The 25,731-nt window shown below is 65.3% G+C and carries 23 protein-coding genes; 11 read left to right on the forward strand and 12 right to left on the reverse strand.

Translation table 11 applies throughout. The features are described from left to right. Nucleotides 1-41: 41 nt before the first annotated feature. Nucleotides 42-1,628: an exodeoxyribonuclease VII large subunit gene (gene xseA / locus TP2_RS17425; RefSeq protein WP_038080137.1), complete on the reverse strand. Its 1,587-nt coding sequence runs from the start codon at nucleotides 1,626-1,628 to the stop codon at nucleotides 42-44. Nucleotides 1,629-1,694: 66 nt separating this feature from the next. On the opposite strand from xseA, the gene purD reads away from it, so the two are divergent. After that, the gene (gene purD / locus TP2_RS17430) at nucleotides 1,695-2,957 is read left to right on the forward strand and encodes a phosphoribosylamine--glycine ligase (protein WP_038080139.1); all 1,263 of its coding nucleotides are present in this window, start codon (nucleotides 1,695-1,697) and stop codon (nucleotides 2,955-2,957) included. A 289-nt stretch (nucleotides 2,958-3,246) separates the two neighbouring features. Here the strand turns inward: purD and TP2_RS17435 are convergent, their stop codons facing one another. The 5 genes from TP2_RS17435 to TP2_RS17455 form a co-directional block, all read right to left on the reverse strand. After that, on the reverse strand, nucleotides 3,247-3,687 hold the full coding sequence (locus tag TP2_RS17435; protein WP_038080142.1) for a hypothetical protein: 441 nt from the start codon (nucleotides 3,685-3,687) through the stop codon (nucleotides 3,247-3,249). Between the two features lie 64 nt (nucleotides 3,688-3,751). Beyond that, nucleotides 3,752-4,303 carry a sarcosine oxidase subunit gamma gene (locus TP2_RS17440; protein WP_038080144.1) on the reverse strand — a complete coding sequence of 184 codons (552 nt, stop codon included), beginning with the start codon at nucleotides 4,301-4,303 and terminating at the stop codon, nucleotides 3,752-3,754. Continuing rightward, nucleotides 4,296-7,250, reverse strand: a complete 2,955-nt coding sequence (locus TP2_RS17445) for a sarcosine oxidase subunit alpha family protein (protein ID WP_038080146.1) — start codon at nucleotides 7,248-7,250, stop codon at nucleotides 4,296-4,298. The genes TP2_RS17440 and TP2_RS17445 overlap by 8 nt, the downstream gene beginning before the upstream one ends. Continuing rightward, nucleotides 7,247-7,570, reverse strand: coding sequence for a sarcosine oxidase subunit delta (locus TP2_RS17450; RefSeq protein ID WP_038080148.1), 324 nt, complete (start codon nucleotides 7,568-7,570; stop codon nucleotides 7,247-7,249). Before TP2_RS17450 ends, TP2_RS17445 begins: the two co-directional genes overlap by 4 nt. Before the next feature lie 94 nt (nucleotides 7,571-7,664). Further along, nucleotides 7,665-8,909, reverse strand: a complete 1,245-nt coding sequence (locus TP2_RS17455; RefSeq protein WP_038080151.1) for a sarcosine oxidase subunit beta family protein — start codon at nucleotides 8,907-8,909, stop codon at nucleotides 7,665-7,667. Between the two features lie 198 nt (nucleotides 8,910-9,107). Here TP2_RS17455 and ccmI point away from each other — a divergent pair, with 198 nt between their 5' ends. The 3 genes from ccmI to TP2_RS17470 are packed head-to-tail and all read left to right on the forward strand — an operon-like array spanning nucleotide 9,108 to nucleotide 11,391. Then, the gene (gene ccmI / locus TP2_RS17460; protein WP_084714470.1) at nucleotides 9,108-10,670 is read left to right on the forward strand and encodes a c-type cytochrome biogenesis protein CcmI; all 1,563 of its coding nucleotides are present in this window, start codon (nucleotides 9,108-9,110) and stop codon (nucleotides 10,668-10,670) included. Then, nucleotides 10,667-11,140, forward strand: coding sequence for a Holliday junction resolvase RuvX (gene ruvX / locus TP2_RS17465; protein WP_038080154.1), 474 nt, complete (start codon nucleotides 10,667-10,669; stop codon nucleotides 11,138-11,140). The genes ccmI and ruvX overlap by 4 nt, the downstream gene beginning before the upstream one ends. Then, the gene (locus TP2_RS17470) at nucleotides 11,137-11,391 is read left to right on the forward strand and encodes a DUF1289 domain-containing protein (RefSeq protein WP_038080157.1); all 255 of its coding nucleotides are present in this window, start codon (nucleotides 11,137-11,139) and stop codon (nucleotides 11,389-11,391) included. Before ruvX ends, TP2_RS17470 begins: the two co-directional genes overlap by 4 nt. Before the next feature lie 64 nt (nucleotides 11,392-11,455). Here TP2_RS17470 and TP2_RS18150 read toward each other — a convergent pair whose 3' ends face one another. The 3 genes from TP2_RS18150 to TP2_RS17485 form a co-directional block, all read right to left on the reverse strand. Further along, the gene (locus tag TP2_RS18150) at nucleotides 11,456-12,799 is read right to left on the reverse strand and encodes a GGDEF domain-containing protein (protein ID WP_051692831.1); all 1,344 of its coding nucleotides are present in this window, start codon (nucleotides 12,797-12,799) and stop codon (nucleotides 11,456-11,458) included. A gap of 106 nt (nucleotides 12,800-12,905) precedes the next feature. Continuing rightward, entirely contained in the window at nucleotides 12,906-13,991 is a 1,086-nt protein-coding gene (locus tag TP2_RS17480; RefSeq protein WP_038080159.1) for an ABC transporter ATP-binding protein, read from the reverse strand. 75 nt (nucleotides 13,992-14,066) lie between these two features. After that, a complete protein-coding gene (locus TP2_RS17485) occupies nucleotides 14,067-14,846 on the reverse strand; it encodes an SDR family oxidoreductase (RefSeq protein WP_038080161.1) in 780 nt (259 codons plus the stop codon). A 187-nt stretch (nucleotides 14,847-15,033) separates the two neighbouring features. On the opposite strand from TP2_RS17485, the gene TP2_RS17490 reads away from it, so the two are divergent. From TP2_RS17490 to TP2_RS17510, 5 genes are all read left to right on the forward strand, one after another. Then, entirely contained in the window at nucleotides 15,034-16,017 is a 984-nt protein-coding gene (locus TP2_RS17490) for a Hint domain-containing protein (RefSeq protein ID WP_038080164.1), read from the forward strand. Nucleotides 16,018-16,122: 105 nt separating this feature from the next. Continuing rightward, the gene (locus tag TP2_RS17495) at nucleotides 16,123-16,821 is read left to right on the forward strand and encodes a type 1 glutamine amidotransferase (protein WP_038080166.1); all 699 of its coding nucleotides are present in this window, start codon (nucleotides 16,123-16,125) and stop codon (nucleotides 16,819-16,821) included. A 12-nt stretch (nucleotides 16,822-16,833) separates the two neighbouring features. Further along, entirely contained in the window at nucleotides 16,834-18,189 is a 1,356-nt protein-coding gene (locus TP2_RS17500) for a glutamine synthetase family protein (RefSeq protein ID WP_038080317.1), read from the forward strand. Between the two features lie 4 nt (nucleotides 18,190-18,193). After that, nucleotides 18,194-19,495, forward strand: a complete 1,302-nt coding sequence (locus tag TP2_RS17505) for an NAD(P)/FAD-dependent oxidoreductase (RefSeq protein ID WP_038080168.1) — start codon at nucleotides 18,194-18,196, stop codon at nucleotides 19,493-19,495. Between the two features lie 103 nt (nucleotides 19,496-19,598). After that, a complete protein-coding gene (locus tag TP2_RS17510; RefSeq protein WP_038080170.1) occupies nucleotides 19,599-20,783 on the forward strand; it encodes a DegT/DnrJ/EryC1/StrS family aminotransferase in 1,185 nt (394 codons plus the stop codon). Nucleotides 20,784-20,872: 89 nt separating this feature from the next. Here TP2_RS17510 and TP2_RS17515 read toward each other — a convergent pair whose 3' ends face one another. From TP2_RS17515 to ubiA, 3 genes are all read right to left on the reverse strand, one after another. Further along, nucleotides 20,873-21,199, reverse strand: a complete 327-nt coding sequence (locus TP2_RS17515; RefSeq protein ID WP_038080173.1) for a hypothetical protein — start codon at nucleotides 21,197-21,199, stop codon at nucleotides 20,873-20,875. Between the two features lie 11 nt (nucleotides 21,200-21,210). Next, entirely contained in the window at nucleotides 21,211-23,337 is a 2,127-nt protein-coding gene (locus tag TP2_RS17520; RefSeq protein WP_051692833.1) for an OmpA family protein, read from the reverse strand. Between the two features lie 77 nt (nucleotides 23,338-23,414). After that, a complete protein-coding gene (gene ubiA, locus TP2_RS17525) occupies nucleotides 23,415-24,395 on the reverse strand; it encodes a 4-hydroxybenzoate octaprenyltransferase (protein WP_038080176.1) in 981 nt (326 codons plus the stop codon). Nucleotides 24,396-24,407: 12 nt separating this feature from the next. On the opposite strand from ubiA, the gene TP2_RS17530 reads away from it, so the two are divergent. Further along, complete coding sequence (locus tag TP2_RS17530) at nucleotides 24,408-25,133, forward strand: 16S rRNA (uracil(1498)-N(3))-methyltransferase (protein ID WP_038080179.1); 726 nt, start codon at nucleotides 24,408-24,410, stop codon at nucleotides 25,131-25,133. Further along, complete coding sequence (locus TP2_RS17535) at nucleotides 25,130-25,666, forward strand: hypothetical protein (RefSeq protein WP_051692835.1); 537 nt, start codon at nucleotides 25,130-25,132, stop codon at nucleotides 25,664-25,666. Before TP2_RS17530 ends, TP2_RS17535 begins: the two co-directional genes overlap by 4 nt. The last annotated feature ends 65 nt before the right edge of the window (nucleotides 25,667-25,731 follow it).

Consider the following 25,731-nt stretch of genomic DNA (forward strand, 5'->3'; position numbering starts at 1 on the left):
TGCGCTGCTTCCGCGATGTCGCGTGCCGCACTGGAGACTGCTCAGAACAGGCTGCCCTGATCCGGGCCCGGATCGGATTTCTTCGAGGCTTTCGCCCGTGAGGGAGGCGTCGCGGTGCCGCCGCCGCCAGGGATCACCGCGAGGCGGCCATCGGAGAATTCGATTTCGAGGCCGGGCTGTTTCGCGGCCATTTTTTCGCTGGTGACGACGCCGTCGGGGCCGCGCACAACCGCATAGCCGCGCTTGAGCGTTTCGGTATAGCCCAGCGTCTGGCGCATCCGGTCGAGCCGGTCGAGCTGGTCTTCGAGCGCATCAAGCCGGGTGCGCGGCGCACGCGCGAGGCGTTCGCTCAGCGCTGAGAGGCGTTGAGCGCCCTCGCGATTGCGCCGCTCAGCCTCGCCGATCATGCGCTGGCGCGAGCTGTCGAGCCGTTTCGAGAGTTGCTCGAACTCTTGCCGCGCACGGCGCAGACGCGTGGCGGGGGCCGGGGCGAGCCGGGTGGCGAAGCCGTCGATTTCGCGGGCGCGGTCCCGGATGAAGCGACGCAGCAGGTTCGGCGAGATCTGCGCGGCGAGCGGGGCGAAACGGCTGTTCTTGCGCAGCACCAGCGTGCGCAATGCGGGCCCGAGCCGCTCCGACCACATGTCGAAGCGTTGGCGCGCCGGTTGGGTCAGCGTCTCTGGACGGCCCAGTCCGCGCGCAAGATCGCGCAGTCGCTGGTTGCGCTGGTCGATGCGTCCGCGCGCGGCGCGCATCATCCGGGTTTGCGCCTCCGACAGCCACGCCGCCAGTTCGGCGCGCACCGGTACCGCCATTTCGGCTGCCGCCGTGGGCGTGGGCGCGCGCCGGTCCGAGGCATAGTCGATCAGGGTCGTGTCGGTCTCGTGGCCCACGGCCGAGATCAGCGGGATCGTGCTCTCGGCCGCTGCGCGCACGACCTCTTCCTCGTTGAAGCCCCAGAGGTCCTCGATCGAGCCCCCGCCACGGGCGACGATGATCAGGTCGGGGCGCGGGATCGGCCCGCCTTTTTCCATCGCGTTGAAGCCCCGGATCGCGCGGGCGACCTCGGGGGCGCAGGCCTGGCCCTGCACCGCCACCGGCCAGATCAACACGCGGCGCGGAAAGCGGTCGCGCAGCCTGTGCAGGATGTCGCGGATCACCGCGCCCGAAGGCGAGGTCACGACGCCGATCACCTCGGGCAGCCAGGGGAGCGGCTGCTTGCGGCTGGCATCGAACAGCCCTTCGGCCGCGAGTTGCTTGCGCCGCGCTTCGAGCATCGCCATCAGCGCGCCTGCGCCAGCGGGTTCGACCTCATCCACGATCAGCTGGTATTTCGACTGGCCGGGGAAGGTCGTCATCCGGCCGGTTGCGATGACCTCCATCCCCTCTTCGGGGCGGACCTGCATCCGTGCGACCTGCCCTTTCCAGCTGACGGCGGCGATTACAGCGCGGTCGTCCTTGAGGTCGAAATACATATGCCCCGAGCGCGGCATCGACACACGCCCGACTTCGCCGCGCACGCGCACGCGTCCGAACTCGCCTTCGATCACCCGCTTCACCGCCCCCGAAATCTCGGAGACCGTGTAATCATGCGCATTCGAGCCGTTATCGTCTTCCAGAAGGTCCATCGCCACCTTGCCTCGCAATGGAGCGCAGCTTAGAAGGCGCAAACGGCAAGGCCAAGGGGGCGAGCGATGAACATTCTGGTTCTGGGCGGCGGCGGGCGCGAACATGCGCTGGCCTGGGCGATCAAGCAAAACCCGAAATGCGACCGACTAATTGTCGCCCCGGGCAATGCCGGGATCGCGCAGATCGCCGAATGCGCCGATATCGACCCCTCTGACGCGGCGGCGGTGCTGGAGATCTGCGAGGCCAACGCGGTGGATTTCGTGGTCATCGGGCCCGAAGCGCCGCTCGCGGCGGGCGTGGCCGATGCGCTGCGGGCGCAGAACATCCTGACCTTCGGCCCCTCGGCTGAGGCAGCAAAGCTGGAGGCCTCCAAGGCCTTCACGAAAGAGATCTGCGATGCCTGCGCCGCGCCCACGGCGGCCTATGCGCGCTTCACCGAGGCCGATGCCGCGAAGGACTATGTGCGTGCGCAAGGCGCTCCGATCGTGGTGAAGGCCGATGGTCTGGCGGCGGGCAAAGGCGTGATCGTGGCGATGACGCTCGATGAGGCATTGGAGGGCATCGAGGAGATCTTCGGCGGCGCCTTCGGGGCGGCCGGTGCGGAAGTCGTGATCGAGGAATTCATGGAGGGCGAGGAAGCCTCGCTCTTCGTGCTCTGCGACGGAACGGACATCCTCGCGGTGGGCGGTGCGCAGGATCACAAGCGCGTCGGCGAAGGCGATACCGGGCCGAACACGGGCGGCATGGGCGCCTATTCCCCCGCCCCTGTGCTGAGCGCCGAGATCGAAGCGAAAGCGCTCGAAGAGATCGTGCGCCCGACCGTGGCCGAGATGGCGAAGCGCGGCACGCCGTTTCAGGGCGTGCTCTATGCCGGGCTGATGATCAAGGACGGCCAGCCGCGACTGGTGGAATATAACGTGCGCTTCGGCGATCCCGAGTGCCAGGTTCTGATGCTGCGTCTGGGCGCACAGGCGCTCGACCTGCTTCTGGCCTGCGCCGAGGGGCATCTCGGCGAGGTGCAGGCGCAATGGGCGCCCGATCACGCGATGACCGTGGTGATGGCGGCTAAAGGTTATCCCGGCGCCTACGAGAAGGGCTCGGCGATCCGTGGGCTCGATGCGCTGCCCGATGACAGCGCACATATGGTCTTCCATGCGGGCACCTCCTCGAAGGATGGGCAGATCGTTGCGACCGGCGGGCGGGTTCTGAACATCACCGCGCGCGGAGCGACGCTCCAAGAGGCGCGTGACCGCGCCTATGCGATGGTCGATGCGATCGATTGGCCGGAAGGCTTCTGCCGCCGCGATATCGGCTGGCGCGCGCTGTGATCTGAAAGGGGAGGGGGCGCTGCCCCCGCTGACTTGCGGTCAGCTCCCCCGGGATATTTCAAGCAGTTGGAAACGAAAGACGCCCGGCTCGAGCCTCAGAGGGGAGGGCAAGCCGGGGCTTTCCAACTGCGCGGTCATCGGCGTCCCCGCCTGTACCGCAGATCCATCCTTGGCAGATCGAGGTTAAGAAACCTTTTCGGTTTTCCAATTGCTCGAAATATCCCGGGGGAGTCCGAAGGACGGGGGCAGCGCCCCCTTCGGTGGGAGTTTCCCAATTTACGCGGAAGAGTCAGAAGGTGTGCAGTGGCAGGCACCGGCCCCAAGCGGTTTCGCTCCGAAATCCAACGGGTTGCACGGCGATCGAGGCCTGTCGGGTCGCTTTGATCAAGGTCAGGCGGAAATTGACAAGCGTGGCGAATTTGTTGGCGTCAGAGCTTACGCGTTTCACAGTCCAGCCGTAGGTCGTCCGCTTGGGATTGTCGACGAGGATCTCGACCTGTTGTGGGGGCTTCTTGAAATAGGCGAGGAAGGGATCCATCACCTGCCAGTCCGCGCCGGGCTCCCGATAGATATCGACCGTTCCGGGCGTGCTGTTCGACAGATAACCCGTGCGAAATTCGCAATGCAGGGCCACGGTCCCTTTCGGCACAACGATATTGGCGTTCTTGCCCTGCGCGCTCGTCGCGAGGGAAGCGACAATCAGGGGGATGGTCAAAAGGAGATGGCGCATTGAATTCCTCACAATCAAATGGGGCGGCGCACCGCCCCAAAATCATGCGGTTCAACGCCTATGGTTAAAACAACTCGCTGCCCTCACGGGCGGAAACTTCAAGCAAACCCATAACATAGCCGGCGACGGAGCGGAAAGACACAAGTGAGATGGTGTCCGAGTCCGAGCGCCAGAAGGCCGCGGCCACTTGGGCTGTGCGCGAGCGGCGGATCTCGCCCGTGGGCAGGGTCGCGATATCGGCGGGCGACAGTTTCATCACCACCTGATCGGCCTTCTCGCCACGGATAGTGAACATCGCGCGGGCATCGGAGACATTGACGACCAGCGCGTGCTCGCCCGAGAGCGCCGTGGAGAGGCGCTCAGTCAGCGCAGGCGCCTCGTCATGCGCACAGATCAGCAGAAGCTCGTCCGGGCTCATCCAGGCGATCGAGCGGCCCTCGACCGTCTCGATCCGGCGCGCATCCGGCACGGGCAGGCCCTCGGCCTTAAGCGCCTTGGCGAGCCCTTTGGAGCCCAGATCGCAGCGGATGGTGATCATGCCCACCAGACCGGTCTCGGCGACGGTGGCGAAGCCTTCATGGGTTTCGCCCTGAAGGGCGCTGACAGCATCAGACATTCTGCTTCTCCCCGTCCTTGTCGTAGAAGACCGGATCCACGATCCGCACCTTGATCATCGCGTCGCTCTCGCCGGTGAACTCGATCTCCTCGCCCATCCGGTCGGGACCGTTGAGCACCAGACCCATCGCGATCCCCTTGCCGATCGTTGGCGAGTAATAGGTCGAGGTCACACGGCCCTGGGTTTTGCGCTGCCCGTTGGCGTTGAACCCTTCGGCGGGCGCGTGGCTGCCATCGGGGATCACCGAGCCGTCGAGCGTCTCGAGACCCACCAGCTTCCAGCGGTTCGGGTCGGTCATATGTGACCGCTCCTGCGCACGCTTGCCGAGGTAGTCGGTCTTCTTCTTCGAGATCGCCCAGTTCAGGCCCAGATCCTGTGGGATTACCGTGCCGTCGGTCTCGTCGCCGATCATGATGAAGCCCTTCTCGGCGCGCATCACGTGCAGTGCCTCGGTGCCGTAGGGCATCACGCCAAGCGCCTCGCCCTCGGCCATCAGCGTCTCCCAGAGCGCGAGGCCCTGAGAGGCGGGCACGGCGATCTCGTAGCTGAGTTCCCCCGAGAAGGAGATGCGGAAGATGCGCGCGTCGAACGTGCCCAGCTTGCCCTCGGTCCATTGCATGAAGGGCAGCGTCTCCTTGCTGACATCCATGCCGCCCAGACGTTCGAGCAGATCGCGTGCCTTCGGGCCGACCACGGCGATCTGCGCGAATTGCTCGGTCAGGTTGGCCACATAGACCTTCCAGTCCCACCACTCGCATTGCAGCCAGTCTTCCATCCATCCGTGGATGCGATCCGCCCCGCCCGAGGTGGTGTGGCAGAGCCACGTGTCCTCGGACAGACGCGCCACGACCCCGTCATCCATCAGGAAGCCGTTCTCGTTGCACATCAGCCCGTAGCGGCATTTGCCCACCGGCAGGGTCGACATCATGTTGGTGTAGAGCATGTCGAGGAATTTCCCCGCGTCCGGCCCTTTCACCACGATCTTGCCCAGCGTCGAGGCGTCGAGAAGCCCGACATTCTTGCGGGTATTGGAGATCTCGCGATTGACCGCGTTGCGATGGGTCTCGCCACTGCGCGGGTAGCAATAGGGACGACGCCAGTGGCCGACGGGCTCCCAATGCGCGCCCTTGGCCTCGTGCCAGGATTGCATCGGCGTGCGGCGAAGCGGCTGGAACAGCTCGCCCTTCGCCTCCGCCGTCACGGCACCCAGCGAGATCGGCGTATAGGGCGGGCGGAAGGTGGTCGTGCCCGTCGCGGGGATCGGCTGGCCAAGCGCATTGGAAAGCACCGCGAGCCCGTTGATATTGCTGAGTTTCCCCTGATCGGTCGCCATGCCGAGCGTGGTATAGCGCTTGGTGTGCTCGACCGACTCGTAGCCCTCGCGGGCTGCCAGTTGCACATCCGAGACCTTCACGTCGTTCTGATAATCGAGGAAGCTCTTGAAGCGCAGCGCATCGGGGGCGCCTGCGGGCATCATCCAGACCTGCGCGAGCGGCGCCTCGTCCTCGGAGACCGCGCCGATACCCAGACCGCCCATCGTCTCGGGCAGGGTCAGATCGCCATTGGCGGCACCAACGACCGTGGCCATCGCGGAGCCATCCGCGCCGGTGGGCGGACGCGCCGCGTCGGGGCGGAACATCGCGCGGTCGTCGTCCCAGGTCAGCTTGCCGCCGCAATGGGACCACAGATGCACGACCGGCGACCAGCCGCCCGACATCGCGACGCAATCGCAGGCGATCGTCTCGACCGCACCGCCTTCGCCGGCCTGCGCGCAGATCTCGACGCCGGTCACATGCTTGCGGCCCTGCACCTTCGCAATGCCGCGCCCTTCGAGCACGCGCACGCCGCGCGCTTTCACCGCCTGCGGCAGCGCACCATGCGTTTCCTCGCGCGCATCGATCACCGCCGAGACCGTCAGCCCCGCATCGAGGATCGCCAGCGCCGTGCGATAGGCGTCGTCATTATTGGTCACGATCACCGTGCGATCGCCGGGCGAGACCGCCCAGTTCACGATGTAATCGCGCACCGCCGAGGCCAACATCACGCCGGGCACGTCATTGCCCGCGAAGGCCAGCGGGCGTTCGATCGCGCCGGTCGCGGTGATCGTGTGACCCGCGCGGATGCGCCAGAGACGGTGACGCGGACGGCCATCGCCGGGGGTGGTGTCGGCGAGGTTTTCGTAGCCGATGACATAGCCATGATCGTGCAGGCCCGCCGCCATCAGGCGGGTGCGCATCGTGACATTCTCCATCGAGGACAGTTCGGCCAGTGCGCTGTCGATCCAGTCCTGCGCATCGTGGCCGTCGATCTGACCGCCATCGACGGGCGTGCGCCCGCCCCAGTTCGGGGTCTGCTCGATCAGCCAGACGCGCTTGCCCGCGCGGCCCTCCTTGAGCGCTGCGGCAAGACCCGCCACGCCGCCGCCAACGACGAGCACGTCGCAATGGGCATAGACCTGTTCGTAGCGATCGGGATCGGCCTCTTTCGGCACGCCGCCGAGACCTGCGGATTTGCGGATCACCGGTTCGAACAGGTGTTTCCACGCCGCGCGCGGGGCCATGAAGGTCTTGTAGTAGAAGCCTGCGGGCAGGAATTTGTAGAAGGTGTTGTTGATCTCGCCGATATCGAACTCGAGGCTCGGCCAGTGGTTCTGGCTGGTGGTCTCGGCGCCCTCGAACAGCTCGGTCGTGGTGGTGCGTTGATCGGGCTCGAACCGCGCGTTACGACCGAGGCCCACGAGCGCGTTCGGCTCTTCTGCGCCCGACGCCACGATGCCACGCGGACGGTGATACTTGAACGAGCGGCCCACCATGACCTGACCGCCGCCCAGCAGGGCCGAGGCCAGCGTATCGCCCGCAAAGCCGCGCATCGGCTTGCCGTTGAAGGTGAAGGCGAGCGGTTTCGCGCGGTCGATCAGACGGCCGCCCTTGGAAAGACGCGTGCTCATTTATAGCCCTCCCAGTCGGGGCGTTTCGCTTTGATCTTCGCGATCACATCGGCGGGCGGCTCGGAGGTTTGCGCCTTGTAGGTGGCGAAAACCTCGAGCGTGTTGGTGTCGCGGGCGGCGAGGAACCACTTGCCGCAGCCATAGGCATGCCGCCAGCGTTCGAAATGGACGCCCTTGGGGTTCTTGCGGGCGAACAGGTAGCCCTCGAAATCGTCATCGCTGGAGCCCGGCCCGAAGCGCTTGAGATGCGCTTCGCCGCCCGGGGCGAATTCGGTTTCTTCGGCGGTGACGCCGCAGCAGGGACAGGTGAGGGTCAGCATGTCGGAGGCACCTCTTGGTGGAGAGCGCCGGGGGTTTTGCACCCCCGGACCCCCGCAGGATATTTGGAGCAATTGGAAGCGGTGCGGGCAGCCATCAGTGCGCCACCCCGGCGGCGACGCTTTCGTCGATGAAGCGGCCTTCCTTGAAGCGATCGAGGCCGAATTCGTCGGTCAGCGGCGAGTGGCCGCGCGCGATCAGCTCGGCCATGGCAAAGCCCGAGCCCGGGATCGCCTTGAACCCGCCCGTGCCCCAGCCGCAATTGACGAAGATGCCCTCGACCGGCGTTTTCGACAGGATCGGCGAGCGGTCGCCGGTCATGTCCACGATGCCGCCCCATTGGCGCAGCATCTTCAGGCGCGAGATGATCGGGAAGGTCTCGACCAGCGCGCGGGTGGTTTCCTCGACATGGTGCCACGAGCCGCGCTGGGTGTAGTTGTTGAAGCCGTCCGTGCCGCCGCCGATCACCATCTCGCCCTTGTCGGATTGCGACATGTAGCCGTGCACGGTGTTGGCCATCACGACCACGTCCATGCAAGGTTTGATCGGCTCGGAGACCCAGGCCTGCAGCGCCACGCTCTCGATCGGCAGGCGGAAGCCCGCCATCTCGGCCATGACCGAGGAGTGCCCCGCGACGACGATGGCGAGTTGCTCGCAGTCGATCTCGCCCTTGGAGGTCGAGATGCCCTGCACCTTGCCGCCCTCGGTGCGCACGCCGGTCACTTCGCATTTCTGGATGATGTCCATGCCCATCGCCGAACAGGCCCGCGCATAGCCCCAGGCGACCGCGTCGTGGCGCGCGGTGCCGCCACGCTTTTGCAGCAGAGCGCCGAGCACCGGGTAGCGCGGCCCTTCGATATTGATGATCGGCACCAGATCCTTGACCTGCTGAGGCCCGATCCATTCGGTGTCGATTCCCTGCAGGCGGTTTGCGTGCACCGTGCGCTTGTAGCCGCGGACCTCGTGCTCGGTCTGGCCCAGCATCAGCAGACCACGCGGCGAGAACATCACATTATAGTTAAGATCCTGGCTCAGATCCTCATAAAGCGCGCGGGCCTTTTCGTAGATCGCGGCGGAGGGATCCTGCAGGTAGTTCGAGCGGATGATCGTCGTGTTGCGGCCGGTATTGCCGCCGCCCAGCCAGCCTTTCTCGATCACCGCGACATCGGTGATGCCGTGGACCTTGCCGAGATAGTAGGCCGTGGCGAGCCCGTGGCCGCCTGCGCCCACAACGATAACCTTGTAGCGTTTCTTCGGCTCTGGCGAGCGCCAGGCGCGCTCCCAACCGCTATGATAGCGCAGCGCCTCGCGTGCGACGGCAAAGATTGAATAGCGTTTCATGTCCGCGCCCCCGGGCTGGTGGTTGACCGACTCTCCCCACCCTTGTGATGGACCGGCCCGGCGGGTGAAAGCCCCCCTGTTGCGGCATCGCAGGGAAAAAAGCGACATACGGCTGCGACATCGGGTTCCATTCGCGCGCTTGACCCTTTCGGCTGTCGCCCAAAGCGCCTAAATGGGGGCGAAGGAAGAGGAGACGCCATGCTGTTCTGGATCATTGCCGCCGCGCTCGTAGCGGTCATCGCACTGTTGTTTGCACTCGCCCTGTGGCGCGGGCGCGAAGATGACGACATGGCACCGGCTGCCTCCTACGACGTACAGGTCTATCGCGATCAGCTGCGTGATCTTGACCGCGATGTGGAACGCGGCGTGACTTCGCGAGAAGAGGCGGAGCGCGCCAAGTTGGAAATCTCGCGCCGGATGCTCGAGGCCGATCGCAAGGCGCAGGCTGGCTCGGATCTGTCGATGGCGCCGAAAGCGGCGACGATTGCGCTGGTGATTGGCGGGGCCGTGATTTTCGGCGGAGCATTCTGGCTTTACGGGCGCATCGGGGCGGAGGGTTATGAAGATCAGCCGCTCGCAATGCGGTTCCAGAATGCCGACAAGCTCTATGACAGCCGCCCTTCGCAGGAAGAGGCCGAGAAGATGGCCAAGGCGCGTCAGCTCGACCAGCCTCAGTCCGATCCGAAATTCGCCGAATTGATGCAGCGGCTGCGCGATGCGGTCGCGAAAAATCCCAACGATCCGAAAGGGCTTGAGTTGCTCGCGCGCAATGAGGCGGCGATGGGCAATTTCGATGCGGCTTGGAAGGCGCAGCAGCGTCTTGTTGCGCTCAAGGGCGATCAGGCGAGCGCGGACGATTATGCGCAACTCGGAGAGCTCATGGTTGTTGCGGCGGGTGGTTTGATCACCTCCGAGGCGGAGAAGACCTTCGCATCGGCGCTTCAGAAAGATCCCAAGAACGGGCTGTCGCTTTATTATGTCGGGCTGATGATGGCGCAGAATGCCCGCGGCGATCGGGCGTTCCGGATCTGGGACGGGCTGTTGCGCAATTCCGAAAACAGCGACCCTTGGGTGCCGATGATCCGCCAGAACATCAACGAGTTGGCTTGGCTTGCAGGCGAGAGCGATTACACGCCGCCGATGCCGCGCGGGGTCGGGCCCAGCCAGGCCGATATCGCGGCCGCCGCCGACATGACCCCGGCCGAGCGCCAGCAGATGATCCGCGGCATGGTCGAGCAGCTCAACGACCGGCTCGCGCAGGAGGGCGGTTCGGCCGACGATTGGGCGCGGCTGATTTCCTCGCTGCGGATGATCGGCGAGGTGGATCGCGCCGATGCGGTCTATGGCGAGGCGAAGGGCAAGTTCGCCTCCCGACCCGAGGATCTCGCGAAGATCGACGCGGCGCATAAGGCGCCCGCTGGCAAGGCGTTGCAGGATGAGGGTGGCGCTCCGGCGGCTCCGGCGCAAGCCGCGCCGATGATGCCGGGCCCGACCGCCGAGCAGATGAAGGATGCGGCCTCGATGAGCCCCGAGGATCGTCAGCAGATGATCCAGGGCATGGTCGATGGGCTGTTTGACCGGCTGACCACCGAGGGCGGCACGCCGGCGGAATGGGCGCGGGTGATCTCGTCGCTGGCCACTCTGGGTGAGGTCGATCGCGCCAAGGAAGCCTGGGGCGAGGCGCAGCAGGCGCTGGCCGATGACCCTGATGCGCTGGCGCAGGTTCAGCTCGCGGCGCAGCGCGCCGGTGTGGCCGAATGATCTGTGACACGATGGAGGCGCTGGCCGAGGCGTTGCCGCGCGCGGGCGCGGTGGCGGGTCTCGACCTGGGCACAAAGACCATCGGCGTCGCGGTGTCGGACGGGCTGCGCTCGGTCGCGACGCCGCTCAAGACGATCAAGCGGCGCAAGTTCGGGCTCGATGCCGAGGCGCTTCTGGCGATCGTGGCCGAGCGCGACCTGAAGGGGCTGATCCTGGGTCTGCCGAAGAATATGGACGGTACGGAAGGGCCACGCTGTCAGGCGACGCGGGCCTTTGCACGCAATCTCGAGAAGCTCACGGATCTGCCGATCTCCTTCTGGGATGAGCGGCTTTCGACCGTTGCGGCTGAGCGTGCGATGCTTGAGGCGGACATGTCGCGGGCCAAGCGCGCCGAGGCGATCGACCACGTTGCGGCAGGGTTCATTCTGCAAGGCGCGCTCGACCGGCTGCGCTATCTGGGGGCGGCATGAGCGAGCAGGATACCCCGCGGGCTGGTGACGAGCTGTGGAAGCGCGCCGAGATCGAGAGCCCTTGCGTAAAGCTGTGCCAGATCCATCCCGAGGAACGTCTTTGCGTGGGCTGCCTCCGCACGCTTGAAGAGATCGGCATGTGGTCGCGCATGACACCCGAGGCACGGCGCGCGGTGATGGAAGAGCTTCCGAGCCGTGCCCCGCGTCTGCGTAAGCGTCGTGGCGGCCGGGCGGCGCGTCAGGGCGGCTGATTGTGCGGGCCGTGCGCGGCCCCCGGCCATTCTGGTCAGATATCGTTCCAGATCCGTGCAGGTCTCAGGCCACGAGCTCCTCGATCGTGGCGCGCCGGATGCAGTATTCGCCTTGCGCCGAGCAACTCTGGTTTCGGCCGGTCCGCTTCGCGGTGTAGAGCGCGCCCTCGGCGCGGCCGAGGGCGGCATGAATATCAGCCTCCTGCGAGGGGTCGATGGCGGAATAACCGATTGAAACGGTGACGTGAAACTGCGCCCCCTCCAATGCGAGCGGATCCATCGCCGCAACGGCGCGCTGGATCAGGGTCGCGTGGCGCTCGAGCGTCTTGTCATCGGCCTCGGCGGTCAGGATCAGGAACTCGCCGTCGCCCCAGCGCGTGACGGGCACCTCCGCAGGAAAGAGCCTGTTCAAGATCTCCGCCAGCCAGATCAGAACGCGATCCCCCTGTGCATATCCGAAGCGCTCGTTGATCGCCTTGAGATGATCCACGTCGACGAGGATTGCCCCGCCAAATGGATCGGTGTCGGAGAGGATGTCGCGCAATCCCTGTCGGCTGAGCGCACCGGTCAGGGGGTCATGTTTGGTGACCCGCTCGATCCGGCGTGCGTCGGTGTTGATCTGACGCCCCAAGAGCAAGAGGAGGCCGACGAAAAGCGCGCTGAAGGAAGAAAACAGCAATTGAAGGGCGAAGATGCCGCGAGGATCGGGGTGCTGAATTTCGATGAAGACCACGCCGCCGATGAAGGGCGCCGCCACTGAGACGAACAGCAGGGCGCGCATCGCTATTCCGTGGCTGCGATGCGAAAAGAAGGGCCGCAAATAGCCGTTTTTACGCAGCAGCAGGCTGACACCGGCCAGAGCAAATAAAAGCGAGCCGAGCGAGGCCATGGAGAACTGCCCGTGAAACAGCAGGATTCCGAAACCGAACTGGTAGATCACGAAAATCCCCAGGCAGAGCGCGCCGAAATAGGCGAGAACCCCCGCGCCGAGGCTGGAGGGGGCGAGAAACATGGCCAGATGAAGCGAGAAGAGTCCCATCGCGGTTTCGACGGAGAGGCGCCCGTTGAAATGATATCGGTCGTTCAGGCTTTCGACGACCTCGGAGGTGACGAGGCGTGGCCAGCCTGGAATGAATGCCTCGATCAGCCTTTCGGCCATGAAGCACAGTACGACGATCTGTTGCACCCGAAGCCAGTAGGGCGGGGCGAGAGGGCGACCAGACTGCACGAGCAAGCTGATCGCGATGCTGAGATATCCCAGAGCGGAGAACGGATGAAGCGCGGGCGCGCTGGTCTCGGCAGACACGAGAAAGTTGTGAGCGGTACCCGCCACAATGATAAGCCCCATCACCAGGGCGATGATGCGAACGCCGTCCAGGCGATCCTGTTGCGCGCAATTCGACAGCATTCGGTCTGCCCCCTTTTCAGACCCCTTTCGGGGATGCTTGCGGGCAGACTAGGGCGGGGAGGCTTTCAGCCGCGTTAACATCCGCGCAGGATCGCGATTTTCCGGCTCAGGCGGCGAAGACGAAGCAGCGGTCGCGGCGGATCATGAGCCACATCGGCGTGCCGGGTTTGGGAAGGAAAACATTGGGCACGCTGGCGCGCAGGATCGAGCCGTCGAACTCCATCCGGAACTCGACAAGGCTCTCGCGGCCGAGGAAGCGGGCGCGTTCGACGATGCCGCGCGCGGGTGTGCCGTCCTGCGGTGTGGGGTTGGGGCCGCGCCCTGCGCGATCGAAGTCGATCTTGAGGTGCTGGGGGCGGATCACGATGTCGATCTCGGTTCCGTCCGCATGGCCCGGGGTCAGGAAATCACCGAAGGGCGTCGGGGTGAGTGCGCCCTGCACGCGCCCCTTCAACACGTTGATATCGGAAAAGAAAGCGGCTGCCGCGCGGTCCACCGGCGCGTTGTAGAGATTGTAGGGCGCGCCCCGCTGCACGATCTTGCCCGAGCGCATCAGCAAGATCTCGTCGGCCATGCGCATCGCTTCATGCGGCTCGTGCGTGACAAGCAGAACGGCCGTACCTTCGTCTTTCAAAAGCGCCAGCGTATCGTCGCGGATATCGTCGCGAAGACGCTCATCCAGACCGGAGAAGGGCTCGTCCATCAGCAAGATCCCGGGGCGCGGGGCCAGCGCGCGTGCCAGGGCCACGCGCTGCTGTTCGCCGCCCGAAAGGGCATGCGGGTAGCTGTTCGCATGGCGCGTCAGGCGGACCTTGCCGAGCAGTTCCTCGACGCGGGCGCGTTTCTCCGCGGCGCTGCCCTTGAGGCCAAAGCCCACGTTCTCGGCTACGGTGAGATGGGGAAAGAGCGCGAAGTCCTGAAACATCAGCCCGATCGCGCGACGCTCGGGCGGGACCCGAAACACGGTGTCACAAATCAGCTTGCCGTCGACGAAGATCCGGCCCGCGTCTTGCATGTCCACGCCCGCGATCATGCGTAGCGTCGTGGATTTGCCGCACCCGGAAGGGCCGAGCAGGCAGGTGACTTGTCCCGCCGGGATCGAGAAGGAGACATCGTCGACCACGGGCTGGCCATCGAAGACCCGCCGCAGCGATTGCACCTCGAGGCGCGGTGGGATCGGGGTTGCGCTCACGTCGTTTAATCTCGATTAAAACACTCGGACATTTGGGGCGGGGATACCAGCCCCCCGCCTCTCATGCAAGCGCGCTCAGATCGAGATATTGTTGGCGCCGCCGTCAAGCATCACGTTCTGGCCGATCATGAAGCCGGCATGGACCGAGCACATGAAAGCGCAGGTCGCGCCGAACTCCTCGGGCGTGCCGTAGCGGCGGGCGGGGATGGTGGCGCAACGCTCGGCTTTCGCCTCCTCGAGGCTGATCCCCTTCGCTTTCGCAACGCCCGTGTCGAGCGAGATCGCGCGGTCGGTGGCGTGGATGCCCGGCAGCAGGTTGTTGATGTTCACGCCATGCGGGGCGACCTGACGCGCGGTGCCCGCGACGAAACCGGTGAGGCCGGAGCGCGCGGCGTTCGACAGACCCAGCGCAGAGATCGGCGCGCGCACCGATTGCGAGGTGATGTTGACGACGCGGCCCCAGCCGCGCTCGATCATGCCCGGAAGCGTTGCCTGCATCATCGCGATCGGGGCCAGCATGTTCGCATCGAGCGCCTTGATGAAATCTTCGCGCGACCAGTCGGTCCACATGCCCGGGGGCGGCCCCCCCGCATTGGTCACGAGGATATCCACCGCGCCTGCCGCGTCGAGCACGGCCGCGCGGCCTTCGGGGGTGGTGATATCGGCGGCGACGGGAATGACCGAGACGCCGGTCGCAGCCTCGATGTCATTGGCGGTCGCGGCCAGCGCATCGGCACCGCGCGCATTGAGGACCAGGTCGACCCCCGCCTCGGCCAGCGCCATCGCGCAGCCCCGCCCGAGCCCTTTCGAGCTTGCACAAACGATTGCCTTGCGGCCTCTGATCCCGAGATCCATTTCGCGCTCCTCTCCTGTCAGTCCGGCCGCGGCCGGGTTTGGCTGCACAATAGCTTGCCCCGCCCGGGCGGCAAGCGCATCCATGCACAGGCGCTTGCATGCAACATTGCTTGACCCTGGGGCGGGCAGGGCGGTAAGCGAAGACAAATACCCACGCAGGACGCCCGAACGGGCGAGGGGAGCGCGCGTGACGAAGCCCAGCCAGACCGTCCATGTCTTCGACGCCGAGGATATCTGGGTGACTTCGGGCGCCAATCAGGGCGACGGGCTTGGGCCGGCGGAGACCTGCGAACCGGGCGATATTTACCAGCTCGACCGTCAGGCCATGCCGCGCAAGCTGATCCTCGCACAGAGCGGTGCGCAGGCGGAGGTGGTCGAGGGGTCCGAGTTTGGTGCGCAGGGCGATCCTCTGATCCTCGTTGCGCGGCATCTGATGATGACGCCCGATGGCGACACGGTCGACGTGCTGCTGATCCGGCATGACCCGCAAGGCCGCCACTTCGCGCTGCCGCTTTCGCCGATCGCCCCACGGCTCGACTACACGCTGCTGGAGGCCAGCGACGACCCGGGCGAGGTTCAGCTCGTGGATCTGGTCTGTGTGGCGTTCACGACCGGCACGATGATCACGCTCGCGGGCGGGGCGCAGATGCCGATCGAACAGCTCAAGGCCGGTGATCGGGTGCTGACGCGCGACAACGGCCCGCAACCGGTGCAGCTCGTCGCCAAGGCCACGATGCGTGCTCTGGGAAGTTTTGCGCCCGTTGTGATCTCGGCGGGCGTCTTGGGAAATGAGGGCGATCTGGTGGTCTCGCCGCATCACCGGGTCTTTCTCTACCGGCGCGGCAAGCAGAAGCTGGCCGATACTTCCGAGATCCTCGTGCAGGCCAAGCATCTTGTCGATGACGAGAATGTCTGGCGCCGCGAGGGTGGGTTCGTCGATTACTATGCGCTGGTCTTCGAGCGCCACGAGATCATCTATGCCGAGGGTATTCCGGTCGAGAGCCTGATGGTGTCGGAGGCGACGTTGTCGCTTCTGCCCGAGGAGCTTGGCACGGAGATCTCGGCGCGTCTGCCCGATCTCGCGCATCGGCCGCATTTCGGCACCGAAGCGACGCGCGAATTGCTCGACCGTATCGGGCGTGAGCAGATTTTCCGCAAGCGTAAGCCTTGAACGCCTCTTGCGCGTGACTTGACGCCGGGATCGGCGCGGTCCCCCTTGCCGCGCTACCCGCCCCGCACTACGCTCCGCTCAAAAGAGCTTACGAGCGGACCTTTCATGCGTATCGGCATCCTTCAAACCGGCCAATCCCCTGACGTGCTGCGCGATCAGGCGGGTGACTATCCCGACATGTTCGAAACCCTTCTGGCAGGGCGCGGGCTGACGTTCGCGCGCTATGATGTCGAGCATATGCAGTTCCCGAAAGACGTGCATGAGTGCGAGGGATGGCTGATCACCGGCTCGCGCCACGGCGCCTATGAGGAGCACCCCTTCATCCCGCCGCTGGAGGATTTCATCCGCAAGGCGCATGAGGCGAAAGTGCCGATGGTGGGGATCTGCTTTGGCCACCAGATCATCGCGCAGGCGCTTGGCGGCGAGGTCGAGAAATTCGCGGGCGGCTGGGCCGTGGGTCCGCAGGACTATGATTTCGACGGCGAGACGGTGACGCTCAACGCCTGGCATCAGGATCAGGTGACCAAGCTGCCGCCCGGCGCCACGCCTGTCGCGGGCAATGATTTCTGCGCCTATCCGGCGCTCGTTTATGGCGATACGATATTCACCGTGCAGCCCCATCCCGAGTTCCGCGATACTTTCGTGGAAGGGCTGATGGACACGCGCGGGCGCGGCGTGGTGCCGGATAATCTGATGGAGGCGGCGCGCGCGAAGCTCGGTTCTCCCAATGGCTCGGCACGAATGGCTGCGCGGATCGCCGATTTCTTTCTACAGGAAAGGGCGCAGGCGCGCCCGGAAAGCTGACCGATGAACTCGATGAAGGACTGGACCGACCGTATCCCGCAGGCGGCGCGCGACTATCTTGAGGGCCGCCGCCTCGACGAGGTGGAGTGCATCGTCGCCGACATTGCCGGCGTGGCGCGCGGCAAGGCGATGCCCGCGTCGAAATTCCAGTTCCAGGACCGGTTCTTCCTGCCGAACTCGATCTTTTTGCAGACGATCACCGGCGAGTGGACGGACAACCCTTCGGGCGCCTTCACCGAGCCGGACATGATCCTCGTGCCCGATTTCTCGACGGCGACCGCCGCGCCTTGGACGGCCGACTGGACCTTGCAGATCATCCACGATGTCGAGGACCAGCAGGGCAACCCGGTGCCGATCGCGCCGCGCAACGTCCTCAAGCGCGTGCTCAGCCTTTACGAGGCCGAGGGCTGGAAGCCGGTCGTCGCGCCCGAAATGGAGTTCTTCCTTGTCGCGCGCAACGTGGACCCGAACCAGCCGATCATCCCGCCGATGGGCCGCTCGGGCCGTCGCGCGGCGGCGAAACAGGCCTATTCGATGTCGGCGGTCGATGAATACGGCAAGGTGATCGACGACATCTACGATTTCGCCGAACTTCAGGGCTTCGAGATCGACGGCATCTTGCAGGAAGGCGGCGCGGGCCAGATCGAGATCAACCTCGCCCATGGCGACCCGGTCGAGCTGGCCGACCAGATCTTCTACTTCAAGCGGCTGATCCGCGAGGCCGCGCTGCGCCACGATTGCTTCGCGACCTTCATGGCCAAACCGATCGAGGGCGAGCCGGGTTCGGCGATGCATATCCACCAATCGGTGATCGACATCGAGACCGGCGAGAACATCTTCTCGGATGAAAAGGGCGGCGAGACCGAGGCCTTCCTGCATTGCATCGCGGGGCTGCAAACCCATCTTCCGGCGGTGATCGCGCTGCTCGCGCCTTACGTGAACAGCTATCGCCGCTACGTTCCCGATTTCGCCGCACCCATCAATCTCGAATGGGGCCGCGACAACCGCACGACGGGGCTGCGCGTGCCGATCTCGGGGCCTGCCGCACGGCGGATCGAGAACCGTCTCGCGGGGATGGACTGCAACCCCTATCTCGGGCTCGCGGCCTCGCTCGCCTGTGCCTATCTGGGGCTGAAAGAGCAGCAGATGCCGAAGCCCGAATGTCTGGGCGACGCCTATATGTCGGCCGAGGACGTGCCGGTGAACCTTGGCGATGCGCTCGATCTCTTCTCGGAGGATGCGAAGATCCGCGATGTGCTCGGCCATGAATTCTGCGCCGTCTACGAGGCGGTCAAGCGCAACGAGTACAAGGAATTCCTGCAAGTGATCTCGCCCTGGGAGCGTGAGCATCTTCTGCTGAACGTGTGATCCGATGAACCTGCTCTTTGCCAATGACCGCCGGGGTGAGCACCCGCCGAGCTACTACGCTGCGACAGCGCTGACCAAGAAACGCTGGCCGGAGCTGAAGGGGCAACAGCGTGCCGATATCTGTGTGATCGGTGGCGGTTTCACCGGGCTTTCGGCGGCTCTGCACCTGGCCGAGAAAGGCTTTTCGGTGATCCTGCTCGAAGCCCATCGCGTGGGCTTCGGCGCCTCGGGGCGCAATGGCGGTCAGGTGGGATCCGGTCAGCGGCTCGAACAGGACGAGCTGGAGAAGATCCACGGGCGCGAGATGGCGCATCGGCTTTGGGATATTGGTGAAGATGCGAAGGCGCTCGTGCGCGATCTGATCGCGCGCCATGAGATGGGGGTGACCTTCCATCCCGGCATCGCCCATGCCTGCCGCAGCGAGACCGAGGTCGCCCATTCGCACAAGATGGCCGAGAAGCTCGCCCGCGATTACGGCTATGACAAGATCGATCCGCTCTATCGCGAGGATCTGCGCGCGCTGCTGCCGTCCGAGGCCTATATCGGCGGCGATCTCGATCGTGGGGCAGGGCATCTGCATCCGCTCAATTTCGCGCAAGCTCTGGCGTTGGCCTGCGACAAGGCAGGGGTGACGATCCACGAGAGTTCTCTCGTTCATCATATCCGCCCCGGAGAGCCGGTGCGCATCCAGACCCAGCATGGCCATGTCGATGCCGATCACCTGATCTTCGCGGCCAATGGCTATCTGGGGGATCTCTCGCCGCGCGTGGCTGCCCGCGTCATGCCGATCAACAATTTCATCCTCGCGACTGAACCGCTGGGCGATCGTGTCGACGAGGTGCTGCGCGCCAATATCGCCGTGGCCGATACCAAGTTCGTGGTGAATTACTGGCGACTGTCCGAGGATAACCGGCTGCTTTTCGGTGGTGGGGAGAGCTATGGCTACAAGTTTCCCGATATCGTCGCGACCGTACGCAAGCCGATGCTCGAGGTTTATCCGGGCCTTGCCGATGTGCGCATTGATTACGCATGGGGCGGAACGCTTGCGATCACTCGCACCCGGATGCCCTATTTCGCCCGCCCACTGAAGAACGCGCTTTCGGCCAGCGGATTCTCTGGCCATGGCGTGGCGATGGGCACGATGGCGGGTAAGATCATGGCCGAGGCGGTTGCCGGGCAGGCCGAACGTTTCGATCTGATGGCCGGGCTCAAGGTGCCGAGCTTCCCGGGCGGTGCGCTCCTGCGCAGCCCGCTTCTGGTTGCGGCGATGACGTGGTTCTCGATGCGCGACAAGCTGGGCATTTAAGGCACGAAACCGCCCGGTCTCGATTTCGTCATGAAATGGTCACTGGAGAAATATCCACAGAGAGTGTAAGGTTTCCCAAATATCAGTTTCAGGAAACCTTGCCATGCCGCGTGACGGACAAATCGCCCCGAACTGCTACGACGCCGAACCCATCCCCGAGGCCGCCCGCGCCGAGATCGACCGCCTGCTCGCAAGCGGCGATCTGTTCCGCTACACCTCGGAGAATGCCCCCGTCGCCCGGCTCGAAGCCGAGTTTGCAGAGTTCATGGGCGTGAAATACGCGGTCGCGGTGTCGTCCTGCTCGCAGGCGCTGTTCCTCGCGATGAAGGCGCTCGACCTGCCGCGGGACGCCCGCGTGTTGGTCCCGGCTTTCACCTTTGCGGCTGTACCCTCCGCCATTGTCCATGCCGATTGCGTGCCGGTGCTGGTCGAGGTGGGGTCGAATTACCGGATCGACCTCGATGATTTCCGCGCCAAGTTCGACGACAGCATCGACGCGGTGATGATTTCGCACATGCGCGGACACACCTCCGACATGGATGTGATCATGGAGCTCGCCGAAGAAAAGGGCGTGCCGGTCATCGAGGACGCGGCGCATTCGCTCGGGACGCTCTGGAATGGCAAGAAGATCGGCACGATCGGCAAGATCGGCTGCCTCTCTTTCCAGTCCTACAAGCTGATCAACGCGGGCGAGGGCGGCATCCTGCTGACCGACGACCCGGAACTGGCCGCGCGCGCCGTGATCATGTCGGGCGCTTACGAGCATAACTGGAAGAAACACCCCGGCCTGCAAAACTCCTTCGTGCAATGGCAGAACAAGCTGCCGCTTTATAACTGCCGGATGCAGAACCTCTCGGCTGCGGTGATCCGTCCGCAGATCCCGGAAGTGGATCGCCGTGTGAACGACGGCCGCGCGAACCACGATTATGTCGCGGAGCGGCTGAACACGAGCGATTGGCTCGACGTGCCGCCTCCGCTCGGGCCCGAGACCCGCGCACCGGACTCGCTGCAATTCAACCTCGCGGGCGAGTGGACCGACGAAGAAGCCCGCAAGCTTCAAACCGAGGCGAAGGCCCGGGGCGTCGGCGTACAGGTTTTCGGTCTGAGCGAAGATAACGCGCGTGCCTATTGGAACTGGCAGTTCCTCGGCGATGTGCCGGAGCTGCCGAAGACCCGCGCGATGCTGATGCGCGCCTGCGACACGCGCCTTCCCGCGCGCCTCAAGCAGCCCGAGCTCGATTACATCGCCGATGCGATCCTCGAAGCGGTTGAGGTTGTAAAAGGGTAATTCGGCCAGCCGAAGGCCAGCGGATAAAAACAGGGGCGCGAGTGATCGCGCCCCTTTTCGTTTGTTCTCGCCTTGGCCTGTTTGTCCGCTTAAGCCTGCTGCATCCGCTCGATATAGGCGCGCAGTTCCTCGGCCTCGTGGCGGGCGTCGCGCAGCCCGTCCATCGCGGCGCGCAGTTCGGCCTCGGACTGGTTGAGCTGGTTGGTCAGCTCCGCCTCGCGCTGCTCGAAATAGGCGAGCGCCTGATCGCGCGTTTCCTCGGCTTCGTGCAGCGCTTGCGCCATCTGCTCCAGCTCGCCCATGTCGGCGCGGGTCACGCGGGTCAGGCGATGGATCAGCCAGCTCGCGAACCAGCCCAGGGCGAAAGCCACGAAGAGAATGATCGCGGTGGCGATGATGAATTCGGTGCGGTTCATATCCTGTCCCCTCAGCCCTTCGTAAGATCTTGCGGCCGGGTCTTCGGACGCGGCGTGGCATCGCCGGGCGTCTCGACCGGGAGCTCGTCTTGCGTGGCAGGCTCTGTGGCCCCTGTGTCGGTGGTGTCGGTGGCTGCCGCGTCAGTGGCGGCCGCATCCCCCGGCGTCTCGGTTGCATCGGCGGCAGGCTGCGCGGCCCCATCCGTCTGCGCATCCTCTGTCGGAGCGGCATCTTCGGTCGCGGGCGTACCGTCATCGGTCACCGCGCCGTCCCAATGCGGCTCGCCTTCGGCTGCGGCATCGGCCGCGCTCGTTTCACCCTCGTCGACCGGAGCCTCGTCGAGCAGCACAAATTCGATGCGGCGGTTCTCTTCGCGGCCTTCTTCGGTGTCATTCGTGGCGATCGGCTGGTCTTCGCCATAGCCTTTGGCCACAAGATTGCCGATCAGGATGCCGCGATCGAGCAGGCCGCGGATCACCGCCTGGGCGCGCTCTTGCGAGAGTTGAAGGTTCATCTCCTCGCGGCCCTGATTGTCGGTATAGCCCGCGACTTCCATGCGGAACTCGGTGCAGTTCTTCATCGCCCCGGCCAGCGCGTCGAGCGCGGGCAGGCTGTCGGTGGAGACCTGTGCCGAGCCAGGGTCGAAATTGACCTTCTGCTTGGCCAGCGCGCCATTGAGCCGGGCCACGCATTCCTTGCCAGTGGGCAGGGCCAGCGTCGGATCGAGGCGCTTGTCATAGCTGACCTTGAGATCCATCTGCACGCCTTCGCCAAGCTGGCTCGTCAGGATGCGCGAGATCGTGTCGGAGGCCTGAGCGTCGCCGCTCGTGCCGCTCACGGTGATCTTCTTCGGCGTCACGGTGACGGTGCCATCATGGAGCACTGCGAGCGCCTCGATCCCGGCCAGCGTGCGCACCGGCCAGCCCGCGGGCAGTTCCTTGTCGACGCGGGTCGCCCCATGCACGTTGTCATGGCCGAGCTTGGCGCGGGCGAAGCTTTCGACCGCTTCGCGCTGGCGCGCATCAACCACACGGCCTTTCAGTTCGACCTGGCCTTTGCCGTCGCGGGTGGCGATGAATTCTGCCTCGGCAGCCGTGGCGTTGGGAACAGGTTCCAGCGTGGCCTTGAGCGAGAAGACCGGCGGCAGGTTCGATTCCAGCTCGCCCACGACATCGTCGAACGTCTTCTGCGGCACGGTCGGTTTCGCATCGAGCGCGATGTCGGCATCCGAGAAGGTCACCGAGCCCGCCCCGAGTTGCCCCATCGCCTTGATCGCCATCTCGGCGGCGGTGGCCCAGTCGGTCGAAGGCGTGCCCATGCCGATCGTGCAGCTCAGCGTGCCCTTGGCCCCGGCCGCGCGCGCCGCGGCGAGGATGCGGTCGCGCGCCTTTTCGGTATCGGCCGAGCAGGCGTCGAAGCGCGCGCCGTCCTTGTCGACGATGAAACGCAGCGTGAAGGGGGTGATCACCGGGCGCGGCGCCGAGATGTCGAAATCGAGTTTCAGATTCGACGGGCGGCTGCGCGCGAGCGAAGTCTCTACCCGGCCTTTCTCCGCCACGCTGTCGGTGATCGCCTGAACCGAGACTTGCCCGGCCGTGACCGAGACCTTCGAGCGCGGCAGCGTCTCAAGCGTGCGCAGCCCGAATTGCATCGCCTCGTCCCAATTGCCGGGCATCGGGTAATCGGCGCTCTCGAGCATGTCGGTCACGCCCTCCTCGCCAGCGACCTTGGAAAGTTTCTCGACGATGGCTTTGCGGTCGATCGAAGCGGGCACGAGGCCGATCAGAGAGATGCCGTTCTCGTTGCGCAGCATTTCGAGCGAGAAGGCGGGCGGCGTGATGTCCTTGGCGACCTCGGTGTCGGTGTTGTCCACCACACGCGAGCTGTCGACATATTTGTCCACCTCGGACACAGCGCGGAATCGCTCGGCCTCGGTGGGGGCGGTGCCGGCGAGGACGACCTGAAGACCGTCGGTATGGATATTCATCCAACCGTAGCCCTGCGCCTCCATTGCGACGCGCACCTCCTGCTTGGTGCTTTTCTCGATCACGGTCGCGGCGCCGCCGGCAATCACGGCCGAGACAACGAGCGCGAGGACAAAGGCGGCAATCGTCAACAGGGTGGCGCGTGTGCGCATCTCTCAGGAGCCCTCCCCAGGGAATCTTTACCCGTGTTCCTTAAGGTGCGCGGGACAGGGGATCAATCGCAAGCGCGTTACACGATTGCGCCAGCGGCGAGAAACAGCGCAGCAATCAGGCCGGTATCGCGGTTCGCGCGGAAAAGCCGCAGGCAGATATCGGGGTCGTCGATGTCGAGCTGGCGCATCTGCCAGAGCATGTGCCAGCCCATCGCCCAGGGCGCCAGCAGCGACAGGCCGAGCCGCAGCGGCGGCGCGTCGGGCATGAGCGCGCCCATCACCGCGGCGGTCATCAGCGTGACGGCCAGCATCAGGAACGCCCCCAGCCATTTTGCGCTGTTGTCGCCAAAGAGCCGCGCGGTGGATTTCACCCCGATCAGCGCGTCGTCCTCTTTGTCCTGATGGGCGTAGATCGTGTCGTAGAAGAGCGTCCAGATCAGCCCCGAGAGGTAGAGAACCACGGGCGGCCATGTCAGCGTGCCGGTATGGGCCACCCAGGCCAGCAGCGCGCCCCAGTTGAAAGCGATGCCGAGAAAGACCTGCGGCCACCAGGTGAAGCGCTTGGCGAAGGGGTAGATCGCAACCGGCACGAGAGAGACGATCCCGAGGATGATCGCGGGCGTGTTGAAGCTCAGCAGGATGGCGAAGGAAATCAGCGACTGGATCACCGCCCAGGCAAGCGCCTGTTTCACGCTCACCTGCCCCGAGGGGATCGGGCGCGAGCGGGTGCGTGCGACGCCTGCGTCGATCTTGCGATCGGTGATGTCGTTCCAGGTGCAGCCCGCGCCGCGCATCAGGAACGCGCCGATCGCGCAGCCCACCGCGAGCCACAGGTCCATCCAGACGAAGCCACCAGTGGAGGAGGCCGCAAGCGCGATCCCCCACCAGCAGGGCAGCAGCAAAAGCCATGTACCGATCGGGCGGTCGGCGCGGCTCAGGCGCAGATAGGGGCGCGTCCAGGCCGGGGCGAGCCGGTCCACCCAGTTGCCTCGATAGGCATCTGCCACGGTGCCTGCTACCTCGCCTGCCGCCTCTGGCGTTTCGCTTTTTCCGCTCATAAAGTCCGCCTCATGGAACGTGCCAAGATCAGGCTCTGTGTAGAGCACCCATTGGGCGCGGGGCAAGCCGTGCCTCTGACGCAGGATGAGGCGCATTACCTTTTCGCGGTGATGCGGCTGGAGGTCGGTGCGCGCGTCGCGCTGTTCAACGGTCGCGACGGGGAATGGACGGCGGAAGTCGTGGAGGCCCACAAGAAGCGCGGCGTTCTGGCCTGCGTGGAACAGGCCGCGCCGCAGCTGGCCCCGCCCGATCTGTGGCTGATCTTCGCGCCGATCAAGAAGGAACGCACCGATTTCATCGTCGAGAAGGCGACCGAGCTGGGCTGCGCGAAAGTGCTGCCGGTGCAGACCGAGTTCACCAATTCCGCGCGCATCCGGCAGGATCGGTTGCAGGCGCATGCCAAGGAAGCGGCCGAGCAATGTCTGGGCACTTATGTGCCGCCCGTCGAAGATCTGGAGCCGCTGAAGAAACTGCTGGCAAGTTGGGACCCGGCGCGCCGCATCCTCTGGGCCGACGAGGCACTGGTCGGTCCCGCCGAGACGCTTGCGGGGCTCGCACCCGGCCCCTGGGCGATCCTGATCGGTCCCGAGGGCGGGTTCTCGGAGGGCGAGCGCGAGACGCTCCGCAGCCTCGATTTCGTCACCCCGGTCAGCCTCGGCCCGCGCATCCTGCGCGCCGATACCGCCGTCTGTGCGGCCATCACGCTCTGGCAATCGGCGCTGGGGGACTGGCGGTGATCCGTCCCGAGGTTGCGCAAGGCTTCAAGCGTTGGGGAGAGGTGATCACGGCAGGCGCGGTGGTGGCTTTTGGCGCATGGCTGATCTGGCTCGGGGGCTATCTGCTCATGACGCTGGGCGCGGTCGCAGTGGCGCTGGGCCTTGGGTGGGCGCTGATCGGCTGGCGCCGGATGCGGTTTTCGCGCGATGTCGGCGCGCCCGGTCTGGTCGAAATCGACGAGGGCCGGATCTCCTATTTCGCGGCCTCGCGGGCACGCGCCATCGCGGGGCCGGGCAGCAATGTCACGGCGTTGGGGATGGGGGGCGAGCTGGCGCTACGCGAGTTGGCCGAGATCCGGCTTTTGAACCTGCAAGGCAAGCAATACTGGCGGCTGCGCAGCGGCGCAGGCGAGGCGCTGCTGATCCCGCTCGATGCTGCGGGCGCGAATGCGCTTTACGATGCCTTCGCGAGCCTGCCCGGGATCGACATGGGCAAGCTCTCGGCGGCGCTTGATCGCGAGCTCGCCGCACAAAGCCTGTGGACGCGGCGATAGGTTTCGCGCTTGACTTGGGCCATCCCCCGCGCCACCTGTGGCGTTCCTTGAGACGACGCGAGAGC

This window comes from Thioclava pacifica DSM 10166 (assembly GCF_000714535.1).
Taxonomy (GTDB): Bacteria; Pseudomonadota; Alphaproteobacteria; order Rhodobacterales; family Rhodobacteraceae; genus Thioclava; species Thioclava pacifica.

Bases quoted from the DNA above. Each gene is read 5' to 3' on its own strand.
- xseA (WP_038080137.1), bottom strand. From the start codon at position 1,628: ATGGACCTTCTGGAAGACGATAACGGCTCGAATGCGCATGATTACACG.
- purD (WP_038080139.1), top strand. From the start codon at position 1,695: ATGAACATTCTGGTTCTGGGCGGCGGCGGGCGCGAACATGCGCTGGCC.
- TP2_RS17435 (WP_038080142.1), bottom strand. From the start codon at position 3,687: ATGCGCCATCTCCTTTTGACCATCCCCCTGATTGTCGCTTCCCTCGCG.
- TP2_RS17440 (WP_038080144.1), bottom strand. From the start codon at position 4,303: ATGTCTGATGCTGTCAGCGCCCTTCAGGGCGAAACCCATGAAGGCTTC.
- TP2_RS17445 (WP_038080146.1), bottom strand. From the start codon at position 7,250: ATGAGCACGCGTCTTTCCAAGGGCGGCCGTCTGATCGACCGCGCGAAA.
- TP2_RS17450 (WP_038080148.1), bottom strand. From the start codon at position 7,570: ATGCTGACCCTCACCTGTCCCTGCTGCGGCGTCACCGCCGAAGAAACC.
- TP2_RS17455 (WP_038080151.1), bottom strand. From the start codon at position 8,909: ATGAAACGCTATTCAATCTTTGCCGTCGCACGCGAGGCGCTGCGCTAT.
- ccmI (WP_084714470.1), top strand. From the start codon at position 9,108: ATGCTGTTCTGGATCATTGCCGCCGCGCTCGTAGCGGTCATCGCACTG.
- ruvX (WP_038080154.1), top strand. From the start codon at position 10,667: ATGATCTGTGACACGATGGAGGCGCTGGCCGAGGCGTTGCCGCGCGCG.
- TP2_RS17470 (WP_038080157.1), top strand. From the start codon at position 11,137: ATGAGCGAGCAGGATACCCCGCGGGCTGGTGACGAGCTGTGGAAGCGC.
- TP2_RS18150 (WP_051692831.1), bottom strand. From the start codon at position 12,799: ATGCTGTCGAATTGCGCGCAACAGGATCGCCTGGACGGCGTTCGCATC.
- TP2_RS17485 (WP_038080161.1), bottom strand. From the start codon at position 14,846: ATGGATCTCGGGATCAGAGGCCGCAAGGCAATCGTTTGTGCAAGCTCG.
- TP2_RS17495 (WP_038080166.1), top strand. From the start codon at position 16,123: ATGCGTATCGGCATCCTTCAAACCGGCCAATCCCCTGACGTGCTGCGC.
- TP2_RS17500 (WP_038080317.1), top strand. From the start codon at position 16,834: ATGAAGGACTGGACCGACCGTATCCCGCAGGCGGCGCGCGACTATCTT.
- TP2_RS17505 (WP_038080168.1), top strand. From the start codon at position 18,194: ATGAACCTGCTCTTTGCCAATGACCGCCGGGGTGAGCACCCGCCGAGC.
- TP2_RS17510 (WP_038080170.1), top strand. From the start codon at position 19,599: ATGCCGCGTGACGGACAAATCGCCCCGAACTGCTACGACGCCGAACCC.
- TP2_RS17515 (WP_038080173.1), bottom strand. From the start codon at position 21,199: ATGAACCGCACCGAATTCATCATCGCCACCGCGATCATTCTCTTCGTG.
- TP2_RS17520 (WP_051692833.1), bottom strand. From the start codon at position 23,337: ATGCGCACACGCGCCACCCTGTTGACGATTGCCGCCTTTGTCCTCGCG.
- ubiA (WP_038080176.1), bottom strand. From the start codon at position 24,395: ATGAGCGGAAAAAGCGAAACGCCAGAGGCGGCAGGCGAGGTAGCAGGC.
- TP2_RS17530 (WP_038080179.1), top strand. From the start codon at position 24,408: ATGGAACGTGCCAAGATCAGGCTCTGTGTAGAGCACCCATTGGGCGCG.